Origin of the sequence: Halococcus dombrowskii, from assembly GCF_022870485.1 — an archaeon.
Taxonomy (GTDB): Archaea; Halobacteriota; Halobacteria; order Halobacteriales; family Halococcaceae; genus Halococcus; species Halococcus morrhuae.
The window spans coordinates 278,065-301,219 of sequence record NZ_CP095009.1 but is presented as its reverse complement, the minus strand read 5'-3'; the positions used below and the strand labels follow the sequence as shown (position 1 = coordinate 301,219).

Genomic DNA, 23,155 nt, shown 5'->3' with positions numbered 1-23,155 from the left:
CCGATCAGACGACCAGTGCTTTCGAAGAAGACGATCAATAGTGACGCGACGAAGAGACCTCGGGAACGTTCAAACGGGCTGAGACCGTGGTGTAGCCGTCCCGCGACGATGGATGACCTCTCGAACAGTCTCAAAGTCGCCCTCGTAGGTCCCGTAGACGACCGCATCGGCGTACGATTCGATCTGATGGGTCACATCAACGAGACGGTCGACTCCGGCTTCGGACGCCGATAGCTGAAACGTGAGTGGTATGTCGAGGTCACCGAGTTCGTGAGCGAAGCCACGGGCCAGCGACTCGACCCAGTACGTCGTCTCGTAGCTGATACTACAGAGCGGGACGAGAAAGCCGTCAGCCACCGATTCGAGAGCTTGTGGGTCTATCCCGGCGCGGGCGCGGAGATTGCCGGGATACGGATCCGGGTACAGTGTGACGATAAGGTCTCCCGTGATCCGATTTTTCGCTTCCCTGACGAACCGTGTGATGGTCGCCGTCCGCCACGCGACACGGTCGTCGAACTCGCTCGTTGCGAACTGTCGCTCACAGCGCACACAGCGACAGAACCCGCCACCGGGAAAGCCGGGTGTGGTGAGTCTGACGTCCCCGTTGTCACCGACCGTCTCAATCCGGTCGAGGAGTCCAGCGCGATAGTCGGGGTCTGTCGGGCAGATCGTTCCCCAGTGGTGACCCTCCGTCTCGGGTGTCGCCCGTGTTCCCTTGGTGGTGGTTGCGGCGCGGTCTGGGTCGTCTCGAACGATCTCTGTGTTCCCCCAGCAAGCGACGGCATTGACGACGCCGTCGAGTGGAGTGCCACGTCGACCGCTCACATCGTCAGTGACGAAATGAACGAACTCCCCGACGTCCGCGCGGGCTAGCGTTGGGTCGCTCGTGAGGATTCCGTACATAGCAGTTCGTCAACGGGGGAAGGTCATAAATAGTCCACCTACTATCGTCTGGGACGGCACGTCAAGGACGTCCCAGATGTCCTCGGAGTCGATATCGGCGTTCTCGCCGAGTTCGATATCGATCTCTTCATCCAGAGTGTTGACGAGAAAGTTAAGCACCTGCTGGTGAGTTCGTTGGCTGCTTGGTCTGGCTGCATCAACCGATCAAGCAGCCCGTTCACCCAACCCACTTCGCTCTTGTGTAGTGTAGCGGAACCGAGTCACGGAGATTACGGCATCCCGCCGACAGCAGTCGTACATGACCAATGAACGCGCTGCTCTCGGCGGAATGCTTGAGCAACTCGTTGACCTCGGAGCAATAGAGTTTCGGCCGGAGCCGCTCGACGCCATCGTCGAGCGGCGACTCAAAGCCATCTGGACCACCCGTACCTGCCCGAGCTGTGACGCCGACGCCCTCCACGCCCTCGATGGTTCGGCCCGTATCTGGTGTGGCCGCTGTGACTGGAAAACCACCTACACCCGTGGCACACCCTTCTATGACTCGGAACTCGCCCCCGGCGAGTTCCTCGTCGCCTTCGTCCTGTACGCTGATTCCCTCCTCAGCATCAACCAAATCGCACCGCTGCTTGACCGCACCTACAAAACCGTCTTCGAGGCAATTAGCGACGTGGAAACCGCGTTCGCTCGCGGTTTCCCGACTGTTTGGGAACGCATCGAGCACACGATTGCTGGGCCGACACAGGTGGACGAAACTCAGCGGGTGTGCTCGGGGTTCAAAGGCCAGAACCCACCGCGGGACGGACTGTCCCGCGGCGGGTCCCCTGGACCCGGACGGGCGCGATGGACAGGAGAGCAGGGCGATGAGATGACGCTCGTCGCGGCCTGCCGCGACGTGCTCCAGGTGATCTCAGCCGAAGAGGGGTCGAAATACGACGAGAACCTCGGGCCAGTGATTGAGGAAGCAGGCGATCTCTCCCAGCCGCTGGGAGAGATCTGGACCGACGAGCTTCCCGCGTATCAGCAAATGGAACACGAGCATCGAACCGTTGTCCATGATGATGAGTACGTCTCAGAGGAAGGTATCCACACGAATCAGGTCGAATGCCTCTGGTCGTTAGTGCAACCGTGGCTGGCGAAATTCCGCGGCCTGTCCAAGCAAGGCTTGGAGCAGGCCGCTCGCACCTTCGGGCTTCTTCGCTCCCTGAATCTTGTTCAAGCACCCATCCACAGCCTTGTCGATTGCGTCGCTGTCAACGTATTCCGCTAATCTACACAAGAGCGACCCACTTTGTGAGGTACTGATATTACGCTGGGGTGTCGGGGCGGTGACGCCGGCTGACCTGTTTCCACTTGTCGGTGGCGAAGCGGTAGTAATTGAGCACCGCCGGTACCGTCGTTTCAGCGAGGAAGGCAAGATACAGGCCGTAGAGACCGAGTGAGGTCGTCGCGCCGAGGTAGGCCAGCGGGATCGCGACGCCGAAGATGCCGAGCACCTGGCTGTAGAACGGCCACTCGGTGTCGCCGCTCGCATCGAGCGTGCCGGCAGCGGACTCCGAAACACCCTTGAGAACGATTGCAACGCAGGCCGCAGAAACCAACGACACCGCGACCGAGATCATGGTCTCGGAGCCGCCGCCCGCGAAGGTGGCGACGATGGGGTCGGCGAGCACGAAGACGATACTGGCCGAGACGACGTAGACCGCGACCGCGAACCGCACGATCTCGCGGCCGTACGCCTCGGCGGTCTCCTCGTGGCCACTGCCGAGCGCCTGGCCCACGAGGCTGGAGGAGGCGAGACCGAACCCCCAGCCGGGCGTATTCATCAGCCCCCAGATCCGGCGCGCGATCACGTACGCCGCCACGACCTGCGGGCCGAACAGCGCAACGATCGCGAGCATCGGAAACTGCGCGATCGTCCAGACGAGTTTCCGACCGACCACGGGGGTTCCGATGTCGACGAGTTCGCGGACATCGCCAAGGTAACTCCCCCGCGGATCGATCTGCACCGGAAGCTCGCCGAGACCGGGCAGCCGCCCCGCGACGAGCCCGCCCGCGAAGATCCCAGTCACGAGTGCGTTCGAGAGCACAGTACCAATCGCCGCGCCGGCGACTCCGAGATCAAGCCCGAAGATCATGACGCCGTTGATGACGGCGTTTGCGATCGCACCACCCGAACGGAGAATCATCGGTGTCTTGGCGTCGTCGACGCCGAGGAACACCCGACTCCCGATAAGGTTGAGCGCCGCAAAGGGGATGCCAAACGCCACGATCCGGAGGTAGGTCGCACCGAGCGCGACCGCCTCGGTATCGTTGCTCAACAGCGCGACGAGATCGCCGCCGAAGACCCAGAAGATCGCAATGAGCGGGAGCGTGATCGCCACTACGATGACGGCGCTCGATCGCACGGCTCGATCGACCGCACCGAGGCGCTTGGCCCCGTAGCGCTGGGAGACCAGCGCGATCGTCCCGGCAGCGATCCCGCCGCCGGCGGCGAACGCGAGCCCCCAGAAGGGACTCGCAAAGCCCACACCGGCGATGCCAGCGGAGCCAACCGCGACCCCGACCATCGCGATGTCGACGGCGTTTTTCGACATCCGGGCGATGCCGGTAAGGATGCGTGGCCACGCGAGGTGGGTCGTCCGGCGTGCCCGCTCTGGTTCGATGAGATCGGCACGCACGAGCGCAAGACCGATATACAGTACGACTACTCTGAGAGGGTTTGAAAGACGGACCACTATGTACAAAGACACTACTCGATAGGGGAATATAGCCCTTTCTTTCCTGAATTACCTCATTCTATTTATCGTTACATATTCGAGAACGTTTCTGGTTCATGCTAGCAGTTACCACTGTATTGCGTCGGTCACGCAACTGCTGAAAACATGTCATAGAGGGGTTCCCACAGCAATTTGCGTGAAACCGACGGACCGACCCGTGAAAGAGTTTGATTTCGAGTTACTCGTCGGTCGACATGATCTAGACCTGATCGTTGACGTAGTAGATTCGATCTCGGTCGTCGAGCACCTCTCGGCCCACTTTCAGTGCCTGCTCAACCCATACTCATCCGTTGTGCGTCGGGTGGTTTTGTCGAGCAGTAGATCTTCACCCATGTCCGGTTTCGGAGCCGCTCATGCAGCATTTCTTTATTATTGTCAAGTTAGCTCACGACATTGGAAATTCGTCAATCTGAGCAGCCTTCAAAGAATGTTGTCGATAGAATGTCTGGAGACGCTTGTTCTACTCGTCTAGAATCCTCAACTCCAACTCTGTGCCGCATTTTTAATAGAGCAGAAAAATCAGGAGCTGTCGCGTTTGATCACGAGATATGCCGTTTTGATATTCCAATACGAAAATAGAAATCTTCATATATCGTATGTGAGAACCAATAATATGCAACGACGACGCGTCTTGGTTGGTCTCACAGCAGGGTTTTCACTCCTCGCTGGCTGTAATGGTAGTACAGGCAACAACAGTAGCGGGAACAACTCTACCCAGTCCACAAACGGATCTAACACGTCGGCAGGCGGTGAGACAACTGCAACGACAGTTGCGACCACAATGGCCGAAACCGCACAAGAGACCGCTACTCAGACTCAAACTCAAACTCAGACACAGACCCAAACAGCCACTGCAACTCCCACCCCAATGCAGACAGCTACATCCCAGCCCACAGCAGAACCCACAGCTGCCGGAACGGCAGCGATGGGGGAGGGAAGTCTTGACCTCTCGGATCGCGAGACCTACAGCAGTGATTCCTACCCGTACACGATCGAATATCCGAGCAACTGGCAAGTGGATGAAACCGACCCCACGGAGGTTTCTTTCACAGCTGCAAATATGCCAAGCAGCCTGACTGTGTTCCTCCGCGAAGGTGCGCCATCGTCAGTGACGCTCGACCAGGCGACAGAGCAGTTCTTGAGCGGTTACCAACAGTCTGCCGGAGAGAACGAGATGACGAATGAAACGCTCGATCGACGGGAAGTCACGCTTCCAAACGACAGCCGCGCGACCTTTCTCGATCTGCGACTCAGCTCGGCCGAGGCCTCCATGAACATCCGACAAAATGCGGTTCTCACGCTCGTTGGTGATACCCTCTATACCGCTGCGAGTACCATCCCAGAGATGGTGTATTCCTCGGAGGTTGGCCAGCAAGTAGAGGATATGCTGCTGTCATTGACGATCAGTGGCGGCTCTGAAAGCACCGTCACGGTGTGAACTACCCGCCCGCACTGCCACCCATAGGCTACTCGTCACGACCGATGACTTCGACCACACGAAGCGGATGTTGATCGTTGTCGACGCTTAGTCAGGTTTGCTCTCCGGTGTACTCTGGGGACACTCTTGTGACTCGGTGGAAATCCTGCTATCCCTGCGCGGAGCATGGGCACAAGAAATCGAACAGTCTTCTCTATTGAAAATAGACAATTGCGCAGGGTTTTGATGGTTTAGACAATTTCTCCCCGATATAATTCATTAAGCATCTGGTATATATAATTGGATTGATCGCGACGATCACTGCCAAATCAGACAGGAAACTCACGATTCTTTCCGACTCAAATGTGTGACGTCTCAGTTCAAATCCACGAACCCTGCCGCCGTACCCCATTTTCAATAGATCAGTCGTTACGATCTATCGAGATGAGCGCGGGAGAAAAATCGTGCGGTGTCACGTATTCGGACAGGTTTATCCCGCCGCTGTTTGAAATTTCACGGGATAAGGCGTGACACTGGAAACTGACCCGACCGACACTGTCGAGATACAGAACGTGGTCGGTGCAGGTGATCTTGAACGGGAGGTCGATTTGGCGACCTTGGCGTCTGATCTCAATGGCGCAGACTACCAGCCGTCGAACTTTTCCGGCCTCTTGTATCAGGCTCCGGACCACGAAGCGACGGCGATGGTTTTTGAGTCAGGGAAAGCCACTGTGACAGGAGCGACGAGCACTAGCGAGATGCGGACGGCCTTCGAACATTTCGTAACGACCGTGCGTGATCTCGGAGTCTCGATCGAAGGCTCACCCGAGATCACAGTCCAGAACATCGTTGCGACCGCTGATCTCGATGAACAGCTGAATCTGAGCCCGGTAGCGATCGGGCTGGGCTTAGAGCAGACCGAATACGAGCCCGAACAGTTTCCGGGATTGGTCTATCGTCTCGACTCGCCGACAGTAGTCGTGTTGCTCTTCGGGTCGGGGAAACTCGTCGTGGCGGGTGCGACCGAGCGCACGACTCTCGAGACGGCGGTCGCAACGGTTGCCGAACAGCTTGCCGATCTCAGTCTCCTTGCCGACTAGTTGGCGTATAGACACGCTTTCCAGCCGATCTGTTGGTCTCTATTACAATATCCATCAGAAAGGCTCACGAGACGTCGTGGGTGAGCGACAAACCATCCGCCGTCGTCCGGACGATGGTGTGAGTACCGAGCGACGGGGTACACGTGATACGCAAAATTCCTCGATGCATAGACCGGCCACTGAATCATTCTGCCATGGCCATCGGATGGTGTTCCCAGAGCGGACATTCTGCCGACGGAACGCCGACCGCAACGTCACACCGACCGTCGTGGTTGAGTACGCCCGCTGTCTAACTCGTGAGTGGACCAGCGTGTTGCTGGCGGTTCCTCTTAAACCCAAGTACATAGATTTAAGTCCCATATTGTAGATGGAATGGTATGGAAGGATATCCGACCCGACCGACACGGGACGACACGAGTGTTATCGGTGCCAGAATCGGAGCCCAGATCGTCGACAGTATCGCCGTGGCCCTCATCATCGGCGTCATCGCCGGTGTGATCGGGGCGATCGGTGGTGCGATCGGTGGCGATGCAGGGAGCGTGATCGGCGGGATTGGACTCTTGCTCGGAGTCGTCGCCAGCTTCATCTACTTCTTCCTGCTGGAGGGGTTGTGGGACGGCTACACCGTCGGCAAGAAACTGTTCGGCATCAAAGTCGTCGAGGAAGACGGCGGGCAATGCTCACTGAGTTCCGCATTCGTTCGGAATCTCCTCGAGATAATCGACGGCCTGTTTTACTACCTCATCGGGTTCATCGCGATGGCCGCTTCCGACAAGAGACAGCGGATCGGTGACCGTCTCGCCGGGACGATGGTCGTCCGGGAGACACCCGACGACACCGATCAACCAGCAGACACCACAGCGGACCAAGCAACAATGCTGTAGTCCGCCGTGTTGTCCACGATCACCTCGCCTATAGTTGTGGGATTTCTACGCCTGCACCGCATCACGCTGGTTTGGACGCATGCCAATCGACCGCAAACCATTTACCATCACGGTCTTTCAACTGAGACGCGATTGTTGTCTCGGAGTCAGACAGCAAGCGTGGGGAATGGTCGTCATGTCTCTCCGTTCGCTCGTGTCCCCACGTTTTCTGATATGCCCAAGCTCAGCTCCCCGTCAGATCCCCCGCCCGAAGATAACTCTCTGTCGCCGAATCTGAATCTTCAATGGATGGCCAGAACTCTTTTTGAGACGATGTCTGTGGATTGAACCCCCGGTACACCCGCTTCATCATACCGGGGGAACGTGGAGATGGGTGTCGTGTTCGATCTTCATCCTCACGTTTCTGACGATCCTACTCTACACGTCCTACAGGCACGAGAGGATGTCAAATCTTATGAGGGTGTAGCCAAAGCACGATGGAATCCTCCGACCAGGAGCCACAACTTTAATTGGTGCTTCATCTGTCTGAATACCTGCATACAATGATACCGATGCAACAAGGGTTTTCACTCAACCCACAATCCCTGCTCAACCAGTTCGGTCCCGCACTTGTCAGTGCGGCCGTGAAAATCGTCCTGTTCGTCGTCGCGTTCGTCATCATCTACTACGTCGGGAAAGCTGTCATCATCCGGGCGTTGAAAGCCGTGCTCGATACTCGTGGTGTCGACGAAACGCTTGCGGGGTTAGCGGTGAGTATCACGGTCGCTCTCATCGGCGTGCTTGCGATTGTGATAGCGGCGACGATCGCAGGCGCTGGTGTCGTACTTACGGCGTTTGCGACGCTTCTCGGTGCACTCTCGCTCGCTGTTGGGTTTGCTGCACAGGACCTCATCGCCAACTTCGTCGCGGGCATTTTCATCATCCAAGACGAACCATTCACAATCGGTGATTGGATCGAGTGGGATGACAATGAGGGCGTTGTCGAAGAGATCCAACTCCGTGTCACGAAGCTCAACACGTTCGATAACGAGGAAGTCACTGTTCCGAACAGCGACCTCGCTGACGCTGTCGTGACCAATCCGACAGGAAACAACGAACTCAGAGTGGCGATCGACTTCGGCATCGAGTACGACGATGATATCGAGGAGGCCAGAGCGGCTATCATCGAGGAAGCACGAAACCTCGACGGTACCCTCCCTGACCCCGCACCATCTGCGCCCGTGACGAGCCTCGGCGACTCCGCAGTCGTGCTCTCGGGGCGACTCTGGATCAACCCGAACAAGACCAGCTACAAACCAGTCGCTACTGAGTTCACCGAAGCGGTCAAGAAACGCTTCGACGCTGAGGGCATCGGCATGCCGTATCCCTACACCGAACTTACCGGCAGTGTCGATGTCGAAAACACCGACGGAACAGGAGTCACACCGGCGAACGACTAACCACAATCGTTTCAGTCGGTGGCTCGTGTCTTCTCGAAGAGTACCTCACTGTCCAGAATCCCTGCGTGACCCGCCTACGGTATCTAATATCCCTGTTCTCACCTCCTCTCTCCTCCGAATAGCTTCTCGATCGGTCTCTGATTAGGCCGGGGCCGCCGAGAGCAAGTCACGAGCCACGTTCGCCAGCTCTTCAGCCTCGGCTTCGCGGAGCCGCTCTTCGCCCAGCAGCAGACGCAGCCGTGGCCGTCCCACGTCGATCGGTACTTTCTCCGTCTCCAGGAGTCCCTGTTCTTCGAAGTGAGTTTTCGTCCGTGAGAACGTTGCCTTGCTTGCGACACCCACATCTTCACCCCACTTCGAAATATCGTAGAGCAACTGCTCGTGTTTGGCCGCTATCAACAGACTCAGCCCCACCTCGTCCAGTTCACCGCTATCGTCCATATCCTCGAGCGATTCCAGCACCGTCCGAAAGTCCGACTCCATCGCCGAGTTGAACTCCTCACCAAGTGAGTCCAGCACTCGCGAGTACACCGGCGTTCGCAGATTGAACGCCTCGCCATCCTCCCAGACACCACTCCAGCGCTCGCGAACCGCTGCGACGAACTCCTCGTCATCGGTCACCAGCGCCGCACTGTGCTCGTCATCCGGGATGACCAGCGAGACGACCGTCTCCTCCGTCACCAGTAGTGTCCTATCCAATCGCTCAGCAGCGGCTCGCAGTTCCAGCGTCTCCGCTTCGATCAGCTCCGCCGCTATGCTTGCCAGCACGAAATCATCGCGCAGCCATTTCAGTACGCCTTCCCGAACGAGCAAGCGCACGCTCGGCGGCTCCTCGCTCTCGGCAAGTATCTTGACGAGTTCGCCTGTCGACTCTTCGTCGAAACCCACTGCAATGACCTCACCACTCTCTTCAGTAAGGATCGTCCGAAGATTCTCAGCAACCGATGGTCCCACGTGCTCCGAGGTGATTGTCATAGAGTGGCCGTAGTTGTTGAAGTCATATCTATCTTTTGGTCATATTAATGATTGCCCATGTAAATGAATGCGTCAGAGACACACAGACGACTATTTCTGGACTACACTTGGAGACACCCCAGACGGTGTCGAGCCGCCGACGAAGCCTACTCCTCCTTCAGTCGTATTCGCCGAGTCCAGTATCCTCGGACGACTCCTCAACGTCTGAAGCATCGTCAGAACTGCTTTCCTCGCTCTCGACGCTTTCGTCGGTTCCGACGCTCTCTTCGCTCTCAGGAGGAGTGTATTCGTCCTCTTCGATCGGGTCGGTATCGCTGGCGAGTGGGCCGCTCCCCGAAGCGTCCGATTCTGCCTCGGTTGTGGCCGCACTCGTAGAGCCATCGGTAGCATCGAGACTTTCCAGCGCTTCGATGGCTGCCTCACGATACGGGCTGAGCCGCTCACCGTACTCGTCGCGTGCCATCTGCGCGTAATCGTTGATCTCCGCGTCGAACGCTTGGAGGCGGTCGATGGTCTGATCAGCGGTCTCGACCACCCAGCGATCCCGGGTCGCTTCATCCACTTGGGTGATCGACTCCGGCCGCACGGCGACGTTCGTCTCGCCGTCGTCGGTCTCGTAGCTCCGCGGTTTCCCGACTACCGTCACATACGTTGGCGTCTCGATCTGCCGCAGCGCGCTCGCCGCTTCCGGTTGATACTGGCCCGCGTAGACGTAGAACGTCCCCGTCGGATCGACCACGCGCCCCTGCCAGTATTCCGAGTCCGACCCGACATCGTTCGTCTCAGTCAGCGTGCCCGCGAAAAACAGCCGGTTGACACGCTCACCCGTCGGGAGCAGCGTGTAGTTCGGTGCGAGCTCATCCTCGGACTCTTTGAACGTGTACGATGCGTCGTTGAACTCCCGGGCGAACAGTCGCTTGGCGACCTCCCGTCCCGTCGACTCGCCCGCGTCTGAACTTGCGCTCATCTACAGCGACCTCGCTGTGATCAGCACTTCTTCAGAATCCGTGCGCGCGCCAAGCTGTTCGAACTCGTCGGCCAACACGTATCGACCGAGCTCAGGTCCGTTGATCCGATAATATCGACCGAGAACCTTCTCACTGATATCATCGGCAACGACCGTAGTATCTAACGCGTCCATCGCGCGCTCTTTCGCCTCCGCAAGCGTGATCCCTGTCAGCTCCTCGGTCATCTCTTCGTTGAAGATCACCTCATGGACCTCGGCACCGTTGTCGAGAACACCCTTGATCCGAAGGTCGAACTCGCCGTCGACTTCGCCGTGTTCGGAACACCGCCCGTTCTGGAGCACGCGCGTGCAGTCCTCTTCCGGACAGCGCTTGATCAGCCCACTCCCACTCTGGATATCCACCAGCGCACCCTCGACCTCAGTCGAGTTGTCGCCGACTTCGATCTCCTCGTCTACCTCCTCGATGGTCGTTGTCCGGTTGAGTTTTACCGAGTACTGGCCCTGATACTCGTCGGTGACGACATTCCCGAGCTGGTACACCGAACCCTCTTCGATGCTGGGAAGATCGGATTTCGCCCACGCAGTGAACTTGATCCGGCCGGTTTCGTCGCCTACCAGCCCGACCTGCCCGATCGCATCACTCCGTGGCTCCCACAGTTCGACCACTTTCGCGGTGATGTCAATCCATTCTTCCGCTGTGTTGATACTGCCGATCTCGCGCTGTTCGTTCGCATCACTCAGCGATTCCTGGTCGACCTCGGTCTCGTCGTAGTAGCTGCTGGTGACGCTACGGCGCGCTTCCTCTATCGGCACCTGATACTCGTTGACCAGCGTGTCGAGGCGCTCTTCTACCTCCTCGACAGTAATCTCCATCTGGTCGGCGAACTGCTCGTGGATCTCTTCGGCGTGTGAATGCACTTCGGTCATGATCTATCTGCCTCCGCGTGTGTTCGATGGGAGACAGCACTGGTTATCGCTTTAGCCCACAAATCATCGGAACCGGAGCGAATCCCGAAATGAATGGTTGAAATCGGCGTACACTTAGTGCACGCCTTTCTAAGGTTGTCTTAGAAATGGCGAAAACGAAATTCGGAGTCTCGATCGACGATGAGATCGCTTCTGAGATCGACGAACTGGTTGATGAGTGCGCTGATCTCGGCGCAAGTCGCTCCGAAATCGTCGAGGCTGTCCTGACGGCGTATCTCGAATCAGACGTTGAACACGGCTCTCGAGTCCGTGAGCTCATCATCCGCCGTCGGAAGGGTACACTCTAACCGATTCTAAACTGCGTACACTTGGTGTACGCTGTTTAGCATCTGTTTTATCCGGATAAGTCAACATTCTAGCCAATATTGTCCGCTAAAGCGATAACGAGTGGGGAGACAGTAGCTTTCGGCACTTCTCAGTCAAAAAGACGTGGAAAGGACAGTGGAAGTGAAGTGAGCCGAGCCAACGCTTTCGCTATCACAGATCAAGCGTCTTCCCTGCAAACGCTGACGATTATCATGCTTGCGACCGCTCTGGATCTATAGTGGCTCCTTCAAAATCCCCACCCCTCAGAGAGGGGAAGGGACAACATCAGTGTATCACGCACCAGATGGCGTCGGTGATGGATCGTCTCCACCGTTCAGGATTCGGTTGATTACCTCGCTGAAGTCTGGAGCTCTCTCCTTGCTGGGCCGATCTGCCCAGAGTTGTCGTAGAGCCATGAGTAGTACCTCCGGTCGGGAATTGTCGCTCCAGCGGAATAACGGTTGGGACATCATCAACTCCGTGCAAATCCCATGCCCAGCTAACTGAGCCCCATGAGATGAAAGCAGATGGTGAATAATGCATCCGCTCGGCAGTGATGAGATTTTAGCGACAACGATACAACCAACTCAGTTCAGCCGGATTCCGCCTGCGTGTCGAACGCACTACCCGGCGAGAACTCGGTCAATTCCTCGATCTCCTGTTCTAAGCGGTCGACTTCCTGGCGGAGGACATCCGCCTCGGGATCGTCGCTGACCGCCAGCCGGTCTTTCAGTCCCTGCAAGCGCGTTTCCTTGCGCTCGTCGTCCACCTCGGCTTTGCGCACGTACTCACTTTCGGTGACATCGTAGACGGCCGATTCGGCCACGGAGACGACATCCAGTGCTTCCTCGACCTTGTCCCGATCGACGCCGAGCAATTGCTCGCGATCGATGCCCGTCCCTTCGAACGCTGTAAGCACGTCTTCGTCGTCTTTCAGCGAGCGGTTCCGGCGCGTCGTCTGCTGGACCGAACCGTACTGACCGTGCACCGGGCGGTCATGCCCGACGCGTTCCAAGAGCACGTCGGCGACGTCTTTGCGGAGGTCGTTGGCGTTACGCTGGACGTCCGACAGCAGCGTGTAGAGGTTCACCAGCACGGGCGTCTCGACGCTTTCGAGAGCGCTCATGTCCTCGCGTTCGAGTGCGTCGATCAACAGCAGCATGTCCGAGTAGACGTCGATCTCGGGTTCTTCGCGCTCGCTGTCCTGTTCATCGTCCGCGCCTGCACTCATCGACAAGTGTGGTGCATCGTCCAGCACGGCACTCTCGTCAGCCTCCTCAAGTTCGCTCAACGTGTTCTCGCGTTCATCAAGTACGTAGCGCGGGTGGAGTGCGAGCACCGCTGCGTACGGTTCGGCTTGCGTCGGCAGCCGGGAGAGTTCGTAGCCATCGATTGCCTCGCGAGTGTGCTCGGCGAGCGCTTCGAATTGCTCGCGTTGCAGCGGTTGTGAGTCACCCGAATCGACGTCTTCGATGATGACGCGCTGATCCTGGATGTCGGTGATCCGGAATCGCTTCGACGCCAACGGCGTGATCAACGTCGCGTCGGCGGGCAGTTCCTCACACCGCTCGATCAGTGTCCCCCACGTCGCGCCGAACGGGATTGCCATGTATCCTCTCAGAGAGCAGACCTGAAAACAACCATGGGCCATACACCGGATTTCTGGAGAAAAGCGGGCTCCTGTGATCTGTCTCACTCCCACACTACACCTACCACGACACGTCGTTTGGACGGGCACACCACGAACCGGTGGAACTCCTCGGCTCAGGCGCCGATCTCGTAGGATGCGATCTCACTCGACCCGCACCGTGGGCAGCATTCGCTGTCAGGGTCGACGCTCGCACCACAGTTCCGACACTCGACGACCGACTCGGCTGTCGAGGGCGAGAGCAGCCGTTTGATCGTCTGTATCATATCATACAACCGTGTGACAGCGTGCATTCAAGCTCCGGATCAGTTCCGTCCTCACTGTGGATACCTTCTAGCCGGTTATAGAACCTTCCCAACCGTACTGAAAGTGGAAATTTGGACGAATCTCTCTGCTGGTTGTGGCGAATTGCTTCAGTCAGTCGGCGTGATCCGGATATACTCTCCAACGTAATAGACATATCCACGGCTCTGAAGCGACTCAACTGCCGCTTCGGCGTCGGCTTTGTCGAAGCGCTCGTTGTCAGTAATCACTTCGATGGCCTCGTCCCTCGGAAGCTCCTCGCCGGTCCCACCAGCCGCGTCGGTCAACACGGTGAGAATATCTTCGGCGAACGGCGGTATCCGCCGCTCTTCGTCCATACGCAGTGTTTCACCCGCCTGCATATGAATCTGTATCTGCCCCCGCGAACTACAGCTCGTCGAGATACTCGATGCCCTCTTTCGAGACGTTCGCTTGGGTTATCGTCTCGGGCATCCAGTCGGGCCTGTCCTCCGGTGCTTGTTCGTGCCACGCCCACCCCTCGTAGATGTGGAGTTTCTTCGTTCCTTTCTCCCGCAGGCGAAACTCCTCTCGGCTCGCTTGGGCTTCGCTATCAGCTGGATCGAGTTTGCGAGCGGCTTTGAGTGCCGCCTGTCGGGGCATCTGTCCGGTGAAAACGCTCGTTTCCTCGCCGCTCTCCTCGCGCAGTGTGAAATTTCGAGGGTCGTCTGACGTGCTGGCCATGAGTTATCCCAAGCGAACACAGTACAGACACAGTGATAAATGTACCTGCGTCAGGTGGTTTCTCTCGACAAATACTGCCCGCTTCGGTTGAAAGAGAGTCACTGATCGTCAGATGTCTCACCCTGATCTCGGCCTGATCGAACCTCTGCGAACGCGACGTTCTCGCGGACTTCTGTGATCTCGACAGTCACTTCGTCGCCGGGACGCGCTCCCGGAACGATCAGCACATACCCACGATCGGTTTTCGCTATCCCATCACCCTGATCGCCCAGCGACTCGATGGTCACCTCGCGGATCGCTCCCTCAGACACTGGTGGCTTCGAAGTCGCTGAGGCTGGCGAGTTCGTCGATTGCTCCTGCTGATCGTCGCTTCCCGCGGGCGCTGCATCCTCGAGGATCACCACTCGATAGGTCTCGCCGGCCGTAATCGCTCCCACGTCGAGCTCCTCCTTTGGAACCTCAATCGTGTAGGAATCGCCCGTCTCGGTGACTGAATCGGTGAACAGACACGCCAGTCGATCGGGTATCTCAACCATTAGACGTCCTCACCGCCATCGCCGATCAGTATTACTCCCGAGGAGTTGCTTCCGAAAGCGCACGGCCGAGGAACTGAAACACTACACATGGGCAATCAGACCTCCGGCGAGACGTATTGGTCTTCCCACTCGCGGCGGGCCTCTATCTCTCGATGACCTCGTTGCGTCACCTGATAGTAGTTCGTCCGCCGGTCGAGCTGGCCCTTTTCGATCAACCCTTCCTCAACGAGCGTATCGAGATTCGGATAGAGCCGTCCGTGGTGGATTTGACTCTCGTAATATTGTTCGAGTTCGTCTTTGAGCGCAAGACCATGCGGTTCGTCCTCGCTGGCAGCAACGTACAGCAGATCCCGCTGGAAGCCAGTCAGATCATACATATCTCGAAGGTGGTTATTCTAGTAGTAAAATATACCGATAGACGGATAACGAGTGTGCTATCCAGCACGATTCACCCTCCAAACTCGTCGAAAACTGCGCGAAGGAGGCATTGTACACGAGAGAACCCAGAAATCATTCATCTCACCCACGCTCTCCCAGCGTCTCGAATAGTCGTCCGCAACGCAGATTTCGAAGTGAGGGCGATAGAATGAAGTTCCAAGGGTTAACCGACTCTACTATGCCTGACTGTCTGAATTGTGGCGCGTTCGTCACCGAGCAGTATGTCCGAGTGTTCGCTCCGGCCGACATGGAAACGGTTCGAGTCTGTCCCGAATGTCCAGATATGATTCGGGAGGGTAGCGATGTGCGCGAAGCGAAGGCTTCACGCCAGCAGTAGTTCAGTCGGTCGCTATCGAACGGGCAGCTGTCGAAAATCGATCGCCACAGATAGTGGTTCACGAGTAGTCACTATAGGCTGCTGAACGAAAGTTGGGCGTTCTCTCGTGATGGTGGACAAGAACCGATCTCGACAGCGTCTTCGGCGTCAATCTCGGCTTCTGCAGACAATCGGCCAGTATCGATTGGTGGTCTGTCTTCGATATCGGTGAGACCATAATGCGTCTCGATGAATCCGCGCCACTGTTCCAGTGCTGGCAGGGCGGCGAATACCTTATCGATATCAACTGGCCCAGCGAACAGCTCGTACTCTGGGTTGAGGCCGAGACCGAGAGCGATATCATAGAGAACATCATCCCAGCGAGAGGGGCTCGTGACCGCGTTTTCATCGCTATCATCGATTCGCGGTGCATCAACGCCGGCAAGTGGCGACCACCACGGGATAATCCATGCCTGCCACTCCTTGTGACCGCCGTTCCCGACCGATTCAACCATGCCGAGCGCCGCCAGTTCGTCGATGTTCCGGGTGTACGACCGCCCGGAGATATCAGCCCGCTCGATGATTTCCGAAGCGCCAAGCGATTCGTCGGCCACGAGCAACGCTTTCAGCGCTTTCTGCATCGTCGGCGGCAGTGACGGGATGAGACGTTCGGCCGGCAATTGGGCGAGGCCAGTCGCGAGGTCGCCCGCTGTGAGTGAAGCCGTCGGTGACCGCGCCTTCCCGATCGACAGCAGCGCTTCAGCGAGAGCATACGGTGAGCACCGGCCCGCCCGCTCGCCGAGTGTCGCCGTCGCCAGACGGACAAGCCTGCGGCGTTGTTCGCTGTCGAGAGTTGCGAAGCCCTTGCGCTCGGTATGGCGGTCGATCACCCGACGGAGCGCCCCGTAAGAGTTGCCGTCGACGACCGGGATTTCGAGGCTTACACCCCGCTCGACGCCCTCCTGGATTTGTTCGCGAATATCCTCTGATTTCGAGGCGATGGCCTGCTGTATGTCTTCCTGGAATGTCGAAGCGGTCGGTCCCGAGACCACCCATGATGCGGTGAGATCCGCGCTCGTATCACCATCGAACTCGACGCCCATCCGGTGTCTGAGTTTATCCACTCGTTTTTCGTAGAGCAGCCGGTAGATCGAGTGAATCCCGTAGGAGGCGTTTTTCGGCACCGTATGCTTGAAGAAGTCCAGAAAGCCACGGTAGCGGTCCTCACCAGCCCGAAGTTGTTTCGTATCGGGAACCCGGATGTGGAAGGTCACGTCGACGTCGACGGCGCGGTAGAGGTGCGTAGCCGATGCGAGCAGTCCGTGAGCATCCCGGCAGAGGTTGCTCCACTCCGTCGAATCACCGATCTTGACCTCCGAGAGTTTCGACAGCAGCAGCCGTCGTATCTCGCCGAAGCGCTCGCGGAGGCCGTCGTAGTCCTGCTCGTCCTCACCGAACCAGCCGATCTGAGCACCCAGTCGGAGGACGTCTTTGGTGGCGTCGTTGAGTGCGCCATCGTAGAGTTCATCGAGATCGTCGCCGATAGCCGACGGGGTGAGCACCTTCGACCACATCTGGCTGCTCAGTAAGGCAGATGTGATGCGAACCAAGGTGGGGAGGGGGCCACCCCACTGGGCGACGACCTGTGCGTGATCCTCAAAACAGGAGACGTAGCTTACTTTCCCATCCTCGAACGGTTCCGCAGATTCGTCGACGAGGGTCACGCCCTCAGTGCGACGCCCAGCGAGGAGCCGTTCGTGCATCTCCCATGCATCAAGTCGGCCGTCAGGACCGTCGAGCCATCGCACATAGCCGGTATCGGCTGCTTCGCCAGTTGCGGCGAGCCACTCTTCAGCGGTTGGAGCACTCGCAGGAAGGGAGCGCCCCGAAGACAAGGGAGAGGAGGACGCCCCTGCACCTACAGCACCGCTGCCGCGACTGCCACCACAACCACCGGCGGCTTGGGGGCTATCTTTGGCGTCGGTACAACACACTACACTTGTTGAGCCATGTCGGGTACGCGTAAGACGGTCGCCGAACTGGCTTTGAGATGGATGGAGAACCCGATGATTCGGGCCGATGAGGGCTTGTGCCGCCGCTCCTACTTTTGTGAGGGCAACGCGATTGTATTTCGGCCGGCCGTCGACGTCAACGAGATCGTACTCGTCGGCGAACTCGCGCACGTACCGGTCGATCGAACCCTCGGAAAGCTCGATTTCGGTGTCGGCCTTGAGGTCGCGCACCTCTCGCTCGTCGTCAGGATCAAGTGCCGCGAGCAGCCGGAGGCGGCCACCGCCAGGGGCAAACTCCCCGATCACCTCCCAGGCCGACGCGAGCGCATCCTCGCCCGCCTCAGTGGAGGCTGGTCCCCGGTGGGTATCCCCAGTGTCAGTAAGATACTCGTCGTACCAGTCGGGGTGCGCGCGTTCGAGGTGCGCGTCGAGTCGTGGCGAGCAGATGAGCCGGATATCGACCACTTCGGCGAGCAGCGCGAGCGCGTCGAGAGCGCGGGCGGCCGTCCGCTCGTCGTCAATGTCCTCCCACGTGGCTCCGTCGAGGCTGACGACGATCGCGGGCGTGTCGTCGCCGGCGTCGAGCAGCGGGACGATCGTCTCGCCGAGAGCGTCGAGACCGGTTGGCGCTCCCGGCAGATCGCGCGTGCCGACTTCGAGGATTTCATCGCGAGCGTAGTCGTAGAGTTCGCGTTTGCGGTCACTTAACTCGTCGGAGTCAACACCGAAATATGAAATCGCGAACTTCGCGAGCGCATCGTTAAACGGGTGCGCGGGCGTCGTCGCGCCCGGTGCAGTCCCAACGCCATGAGTATGGAAAAGGTCGGCCGCGAACAGGTACGGCCGTTTGTCTTGGATGGTTCGGGGATCGTACTGAAAGGCGAGTTCGCGTGCGGTGTGCGTAATCGTCGGGAGGAGCGTGTCGAGGACGTCGGGCAGCCACTTGGAAAATCGCGGGCCGACCCGACGAACGGTAGGTGTATCAAACGTGAGTTGGCCGCCGCTACCCGGCGGAACGAGCGTGATGCCCGCTTCCGAGCCGGAGATGTGACTAGCCGCGTCGCTGGTGGGGGCAGATGCTTGCTGACTCATTGAGGAGTCCCGACATTCCAGCGCTGACGGACGGCAGAACCGTCGTACCGACGACCAACGGGCGTTTGCGGCCATCTACGCAGCCGAGAGCCATGGCTGGCGAAGGAGCAAACTATATGGTCGTCGGCCGTGAGAGAACAAGTAACGGTCAATCCGGTGGGCACCCGGCGACCGCGCCTGTCCAAAGCGGGGCGAGGAAATGTCAGTTTCTCGCCCCGTTTTCTCTTGGCGCTTTGATTTCCTAGCTTATGCCATAGTCCGACAGGGAGGCGCGTGATAAAGATATCGTCCTTGCCCTCCCGATTGACATCTCCGTCGGTGGGTTTCGGGGGACACTCGGCGCTCATCGCGAGCCTCCGAGCATTTCATTGAGGCGGATGGGAACCGCGATCGGCTGGTCCGTGTCTGTATGAAGCGGTGCCGCGATCCACTCCTCGCCTTTCCATGCCTGCTCGTCGGCTAGATCGCTGTAGCTCGCAACGAGGAAGACATCGTGCTTGTTGCAGTAGCGCCTGAACGCCGGCACCGTCTCGCGGTCGGGGCGTGGCTCGCCGATCGCGCTTGTCGGTATCTCGTATTCGTCGACGGTCGCGGTGAGATCGGGCGCGTCGTCGTAGCTGTTGAGGGCGACACACCGCAGACAGCAAAGCGCGGTATCGGCTTCGCAACCGACGAAGGAGCGCACCTCCGTCATCGTTCCCCACCGACGCTGCCGACTCCGCTTCTGGCCCCGGACTCGGAGGCCGGCGGTGAATCATCAACGGAGGTCGAATCGCCGCGAGCAGCCGACCCGTCGACCGGCCGCAGCCCCTCGATCGCTCGCATGAGCACGTCGCCGTGACAGTTTGGTTCGTTCTCGTGTGAGCGCCGGCAGTAACACGCGAGGCGCTGACCTTTCAGTTGCGCGAGCGCGCGGGCGAATTCCGGTTCATGCTCGATCCGGTAGTGGAGGTCGTCCCAGTAGAGGGCGATCGACTGTTTGCGGCTGTAGCCACCGCCAGGTCCGTCGAGCTTGTAGGGGTTGCCGAGCCAGCCCGTCTCGCCGATGTCTGTGTTGTTGAGGTGGCCATCACCGCTGCGACCCCGACCGATATAGACATCGTGGGGTTCGCTTCGGTGAACGACGCAGGTTCCTGATCCACTGTCGGTCGTTGCCTTGCTATCGGCCGATTCACCACCGGATTCAGCGTTGGTGTCAGCATCGGCGTCGATATTGGTGTCGACGTCGGAACCAGGCTGGAGGTCCTCGACAAGCTCGCGATAATTCGGCGAAAGGGTAAGCGTGCCGAGCGCGCCGACCACAGTTGCAGTCGGATTGGTGGCGAAGAAGCGCTCGATATCTGCTCGGATCTGAGCGTCAGGCTCGGTTTCGTTGCTGTCACTCCCCTTGAACTCGCCGTTCATACGCCGACCTCCTGACACTCGGCGGGTGCGTCGGGATGCTCGCGCGTAGCGAGACGGACGGCGAGATCGCGGCTGCCGAAGATCGGGCCGACTCGCCGGAACTCGCCGCTCTTGTGTTCGATGATCATGCCGGCTGCCGGACAGCGCTCGGTTCGACACTGGTAGTTGTGATAGGCGGTGCCCTCGCCCTGCCACGCGCTCGACAGGTGTTCGGCGGTGCCGCGACAGACGGCACACTGAGTCGTCTCGGGAGCGTCGGCGTCGGCAACCTGCCCGAGTGCGTCGGGTCGCATTAGGCGACCTCCCCTTGCCGATCTCCGATTCCAGGGCCGGCGCGTTCGTCGTCGATGGCGAGAGTCGCCTGCTCGCGATACCGCGCGGCTTCTTTCGCGCGGCGCATCCGCGCTCGGGCTTGCCGGGCGGGGTCGTCGCTGTGTTGGTCGGCTGGCTGTGCCTCATCGTGTCGGTGGGTGTATGCTCTGTTACGTGCGGCCATATCTATCTATGGCCCGTGATTGGAGTGCTGACGGCCGGGAGAGCCGTCGTACCCACGGCTGACTCTGCTTGCTGCCGACGTGTGCGAGTCGGCCGCCCAGCGAGAGACGGCAACGCCTCTGCGCGTGGGGCGAAAGCTATATTTGCCGTGGACCACGAGGAAAGAGTGTTCAAATCCCCTCGTTGGCACTTGATTGATTAGTCCTTGCTTTGGGCAGACGATACATCGCTCGGTATAAATGGTTTTGTATGACGGTCTGACAGACCGTAGAGAACTCGCGGGCGAGCGTTGTGGTGGGGTGCGTGCAGCCATCCACTCGGCCCGTTTAGACTGCCCCCACCGGGATCGTCACGCGCACGCGGATGATCTCGCTCAGGTAGCCGGTTTTGGGGAGGTAGTATGGCTGGGAGTATTCCGGTCGTCCCTCAATCTGATATTCGCCGCCACTGGGACCACGAAGTGTGACCGATCCATCTGGTTCAGACGTGCTCTTAATGACGCGCAACGGCTGTTTCCGGCTTTCCAACACGACCCGCTGGCCTACTTGGAGATCTGTGAGCGAACTAATCGCTCCGATCGGCTCAATGGCATCTTGTGAGATGCGAGTGCCGGCTGTGTCGGTTTCAGGAGCGTCGGTCTGTTCGCACGGCTCGCCCTCGTCTCTTGGACGATGATACTTTGTAGGCTCGCGACAACTTCTCACGACCGTTTCAGTCTCGTCGTCGGGATGACCGTCTGGATAACACCATTCGCATGCCTCGTAAAAAGCCCGAATACGGCCATTATACGGCGTCTCGCGCCACTTTCGGCGCTCGGCTCCACGACCGATCTCTCTCGCGCGACAAGCAGGTTCTACCGTGTCGTTATCGCCAGTCTCCTCTGGCTGGTTGTCATGTTCTACGCGCCGCGAACGTGCGGTATCCTTAGGTGAATGGACACCAGAGTATGTCTTGCTTTGGGACATTGGATTGATTGTCCTTGAAATGATCAGCAATCCGATGTTGCCAGAGATCGTCAGTGCGGGTTCGGCCGATTCCGGGTGACTGGTTCTCACCCAGATACGGTGGCCGAGTTTGTCCGCACTGACGCACTACGCCCGTGAGCCGAGCGTCCGTCCCGTTCCCAACGAGCACCGCTGGCGGACCGCGTGTGCGCCGAATGGGTAGGGTTTCGTTCATCGATTTTACTCTGGCGATAACCACCCTTTGAGAGCATCCGTAATAAATATGTCCCTTAGAAGAGTATTATGTGACGGATGATGCATCTACCCCGGCGCTCCACGGGTTTTAAACCCCTGTCTGGGCGTACCGAGAGTCAATGCCGCCGCTGGTACCGTGGATGACTGGGGCAGATGGCTACATCCTGCGTCTGCTTGACCGAACGGGTGTCGCTATGCCGCCGAAGGCGATCGCACTCAATCTCCGGGCCGAATATGGGGCCTCCGCACCTTCGGAAAAGCACGTTGGGCGGCGATTGCGTGAGGAGCTTTCGACTCATGGGTTAGTCCACCAGCCGTTTCAGGATGAAGCACGGGCATACTACGCAATCACGAACCTTGGCGAGCGCTATCTGCATGATTCGGATGCCGAACCTGCTGAGTTCGTCGCTGGCATGGATGACACTACTGAATAGGGCTCTCTCACCTGAGACTACCATTCCAGATAGCGTCTCGGCGGCGTTGCGTGGCATCACAGTATGGTTCTTTTCGTGTGAACGACTCTGAGAGCTACAAGGGTATATTGACAAGGTAGCCGCTCCGCGGATTTCGTGCGGCTTTACATTAACACCCAACACGTTGCCCTGCTGCCTGCACACCAATCGTACTATGTCACGCGCAATTGCTCTGCTTCGCTCGAAGATTTCGGGTCAAACTCACGCCAGATCAGTTCGCCATTTTCTATCTGATAGCTCCGCTCGGGGAATCTGTTGTTTCGATCAGCGTAGTGCATGACTTTGCGCTCTGGTTCCCAACCAACTGGTTCCCATTCTGTTGGCCCGTAATAGACCTCGTTGGAGTGGATAGTAGAAGGGAACGGCGATGGATCAGCACACAACTGGCTGGTTTCGTCGACTGTTCCGAGGTCTTCTAAGTCATTTCTCATGTCAGTGGCGAGTTGATCTGGGAGAGTGATCGTTTCCCGTTCCTCGGTGTCGATCATCCGCGACTCCGGCTCGATAGCAGGACGAGGGTCTTCGTCTTTTCCGAAGACAAGGCGAGGCTCAGCGACATCAAGAGTCCCGTAGGGCATGGTGAAATCGCCCCGATTCGGCGGGACTCTGATTGTTGCGGCATCACCCGACAGGTCTGTGTTTTCTATTTCCCAGCAAATGCGGGGCTGGGAATCGGAGTTCTGACAGTGAGTACCAAGCCGAAGAATCAGGAGGTCGTCGAACTGAAATTCAAACTGGTAGTCGCTTCCGTGTGATGGTTTGGTCATGGTTTCCTGCACTTA

General features: G+C 58.4%; 25 protein-coding genes. 8 read left to right on the top strand and 17 right to left on the bottom strand.

Annotation, left to right across the window (positions count from 1 at the left end):
• Positions 1-69 precede the first annotated feature (69 nt).
• Together MUK72_RS19575 and MUK72_RS19570 are read right to left on the bottom strand one after the other, a co-directional pair.
• Positions 70-903, bottom strand: coding sequence for a type 2 periplasmic-binding domain-containing protein (locus tag MUK72_RS19575; RefSeq protein ID WP_004052552.1), 834 nt, complete (start codon positions 901-903; stop codon positions 70-72).
• Positions 904-912: 9 nt separating this feature from the next.
• On the bottom strand, positions 913-1,062 hold the full coding sequence (locus MUK72_RS19570; RefSeq protein WP_004052553.1) for a hypothetical protein: 150 nt from the start codon (positions 1,060-1,062) through the stop codon (positions 913-915).
• A 139-nt stretch (positions 1,063-1,201) separates the two neighbouring features.
• Here MUK72_RS19570 and MUK72_RS19565 point away from each other — a divergent pair, with 139 nt between their 5' ends.
• Complete coding sequence (locus MUK72_RS19565) at positions 1,202-2,170, top strand: IS1595 family transposase (RefSeq protein ID WP_244703527.1); 969 nt, start codon at positions 1,202-1,204, stop codon at positions 2,168-2,170.
• A gap of 37 nt (positions 2,171-2,207) precedes the next feature.
• On the opposite strand, the gene MUK72_RS19560 is transcribed toward MUK72_RS19565, so the two are convergent.
• Positions 2,208-3,581, bottom strand: coding sequence for an MATE family efflux transporter (locus MUK72_RS19560; protein ID WP_004051348.1), 1,374 nt, complete (start codon positions 3,579-3,581; stop codon positions 2,208-2,210).
• An 880-nt stretch (positions 3,582-4,461) separates the two neighbouring features.
• On the opposite strand from MUK72_RS19560, the gene MUK72_RS19555 reads away from it, so the two are divergent.
• The 4 genes from MUK72_RS19555 to MUK72_RS19540 all read left to right on the top strand — a co-directional run bounded on the left by MUK72_RS19555 (position 4,462) and on the right by MUK72_RS19540 (position 8,520).
• Positions 4,462-5,118: a hypothetical protein gene (locus MUK72_RS19555; RefSeq protein ID WP_080503136.1), complete on the top strand. Its 657-nt coding sequence runs from the start codon at positions 4,462-4,464 to the stop codon at positions 5,116-5,118.
• A gap of 512 nt (positions 5,119-5,630) precedes the next feature.
• Positions 5,631-6,197 (top strand): TATA-box-binding protein, encoded by a 567-nt coding sequence (locus MUK72_RS19550; RefSeq protein WP_244707209.1) that lies wholly within the window; start codon positions 5,631-5,633, stop codon positions 6,195-6,197.
• A gap of 377 nt (positions 6,198-6,574) precedes the next feature.
• Positions 6,575-7,081, top strand: coding sequence for an RDD family protein (locus MUK72_RS19545; protein WP_244706921.1), 507 nt, complete (start codon positions 6,575-6,577; stop codon positions 7,079-7,081).
• 542 nt (positions 7,082-7,623) lie between these two features.
• Positions 7,624-8,520: a mechanosensitive ion channel family protein gene (locus tag MUK72_RS19540; protein WP_244706918.1), complete on the top strand. Its 897-nt coding sequence runs from the start codon at positions 7,624-7,626 to the stop codon at positions 8,518-8,520.
• A gap of 141 nt (positions 8,521-8,661) precedes the next feature.
• Here MUK72_RS19540 and tbsP read toward each other — a convergent pair whose 3' ends face one another.
• From tbsP to MUK72_RS19525, 3 genes are all read right to left on the bottom strand, one after another.
• Positions 8,662-9,495: a transcriptional regulator TbsP gene (gene tbsP / locus MUK72_RS19535; RefSeq protein WP_244706916.1), complete on the bottom strand. Its 834-nt coding sequence runs from the start codon at positions 9,493-9,495 to the stop codon at positions 8,662-8,664.
• Positions 9,496-9,652: 157 nt separating this feature from the next.
• Entirely contained in the window at positions 9,653-10,462 is an 810-nt protein-coding gene (locus MUK72_RS19530; protein WP_244706914.1) for an RPA family protein, read from the bottom strand.
• Positions 10,463-11,389 (bottom strand): replication factor A, encoded by a 927-nt coding sequence (locus tag MUK72_RS19525; RefSeq protein WP_244706912.1) that lies wholly within the window; start codon positions 11,387-11,389, stop codon positions 10,463-10,465.
• A gap of 146 nt (positions 11,390-11,535) precedes the next feature.
• On the opposite strand from MUK72_RS19525, the gene MUK72_RS19520 reads away from it, so the two are divergent.
• Positions 11,536-11,736: a ribbon-helix-helix protein, CopG family gene (locus MUK72_RS19520; protein WP_244706910.1), complete on the top strand. Its 201-nt coding sequence runs from the start codon at positions 11,536-11,538 to the stop codon at positions 11,734-11,736.
• Between the two features lie 611 nt (positions 11,737-12,347).
• Here MUK72_RS19520 and MUK72_RS19515 read toward each other — a convergent pair.
• The 5 genes from MUK72_RS19515 to MUK72_RS19495 form a co-directional block, all read right to left on the bottom strand.
• A complete protein-coding gene (locus tag MUK72_RS19515) occupies positions 12,348-13,364 on the bottom strand; it encodes a DUF7983 family protein (protein WP_244706908.1) in 1,017 nt (338 codons plus the stop codon).
• A gap of 452 nt (positions 13,365-13,816) precedes the next feature.
• Complete coding sequence (locus MUK72_RS19510; RefSeq protein ID WP_244706906.1) at positions 13,817-14,044, bottom strand: hypothetical protein; 228 nt, start codon at positions 14,042-14,044, stop codon at positions 13,817-13,819.
• Between the two features lie 49 nt (positions 14,045-14,093).
• Positions 14,094-14,408, bottom strand: a complete 315-nt coding sequence (locus tag MUK72_RS19505) for a non-histone chromosomal MC1 family protein (protein ID WP_244706904.1) — start codon at positions 14,406-14,408, stop codon at positions 14,094-14,096.
• Between the two features lie 98 nt (positions 14,409-14,506).
• Positions 14,507-14,944 (bottom strand): TRAM domain-containing protein, encoded by a 438-nt coding sequence (locus tag MUK72_RS19500; RefSeq protein WP_244706902.1) that lies wholly within the window; start codon positions 14,942-14,944, stop codon positions 14,507-14,509.
• Between the two features lie 95 nt (positions 14,945-15,039).
• A complete protein-coding gene (locus MUK72_RS19495) occupies positions 15,040-15,321 on the bottom strand; it encodes a PadR family transcriptional regulator (protein WP_244706900.1) in 282 nt (93 codons plus the stop codon).
• A 239-nt stretch (positions 15,322-15,560) separates the two neighbouring features.
• On the opposite strand from MUK72_RS19495, the gene MUK72_RS20530 reads away from it, so the two are divergent.
• Entirely contained in the window at positions 15,561-15,719 is a 159-nt protein-coding gene (locus MUK72_RS20530; RefSeq protein WP_425311113.1) for a DUF7563 family protein, read from the top strand.
• 71 nt (positions 15,720-15,790) lie between these two features.
• Here the strand turns inward: MUK72_RS20530 and MUK72_RS19490 are convergent, their stop codons facing one another.
• From MUK72_RS19490 to MUK72_RS19470, 5 genes are all read right to left on the bottom strand, one after another.
• Positions 15,791-18,802 carry a plasmid replication protein RepH gene (locus MUK72_RS19490; protein WP_244706897.1) on the bottom strand — a complete coding sequence of 1,004 codons (3,012 nt, stop codon included), beginning with the start codon at positions 18,800-18,802 and terminating at the stop codon, positions 15,791-15,793.
• Positions 18,803-19,145: 343 nt separating this feature from the next.
• On the bottom strand, positions 19,146-19,496 hold the full coding sequence (locus tag MUK72_RS19485; protein WP_244706895.1) for a hypothetical protein: 351 nt from the start codon (positions 19,494-19,496) through the stop codon (positions 19,146-19,148).
• The gene (locus tag MUK72_RS19480; RefSeq protein ID WP_244706893.1) at positions 19,493-20,206 is read right to left on the bottom strand and encodes a DUF4326 domain-containing protein; all 714 of its coding nucleotides are present in this window, start codon (positions 20,204-20,206) and stop codon (positions 19,493-19,495) included. The genes MUK72_RS19485 and MUK72_RS19480 overlap by 4 nt, the downstream gene beginning before the upstream one ends.
• Positions 20,203-20,499 carry a hypothetical protein gene (locus MUK72_RS19475; protein WP_244706891.1) on the bottom strand — a complete coding sequence of 99 codons (297 nt, stop codon included), beginning with the start codon at positions 20,497-20,499 and terminating at the stop codon, positions 20,203-20,205. Before MUK72_RS19475 ends, MUK72_RS19480 begins: the two co-directional genes overlap by 4 nt.
• Complete coding sequence (locus tag MUK72_RS19470; protein ID WP_244706889.1) at positions 20,499-20,702, bottom strand: hypothetical protein; 204 nt, start codon at positions 20,700-20,702, stop codon at positions 20,499-20,501. The genes MUK72_RS19475 and MUK72_RS19470 overlap by 1 nt, the downstream gene beginning before the upstream one ends.
• 1,338 nt (positions 20,703-22,040) lie before the next feature.
• Here MUK72_RS19470 and MUK72_RS19465 point away from each other — a divergent pair.
• Complete coding sequence (locus MUK72_RS19465) at positions 22,041-22,334, top strand: hypothetical protein (protein WP_244706887.1); 294 nt, start codon at positions 22,041-22,043, stop codon at positions 22,332-22,334.
• A 191-nt stretch (positions 22,335-22,525) separates the two neighbouring features.
• Here the strand turns inward: MUK72_RS19465 and MUK72_RS19460 are convergent, their stop codons facing one another.
• Positions 22,526-23,140: a hypothetical protein gene (locus MUK72_RS19460; RefSeq protein WP_244706885.1), complete on the bottom strand. Its 615-nt coding sequence runs from the start codon at positions 23,138-23,140 to the stop codon at positions 22,526-22,528.
• Positions 23,141-23,155 lie beyond the last annotated feature (15 nt).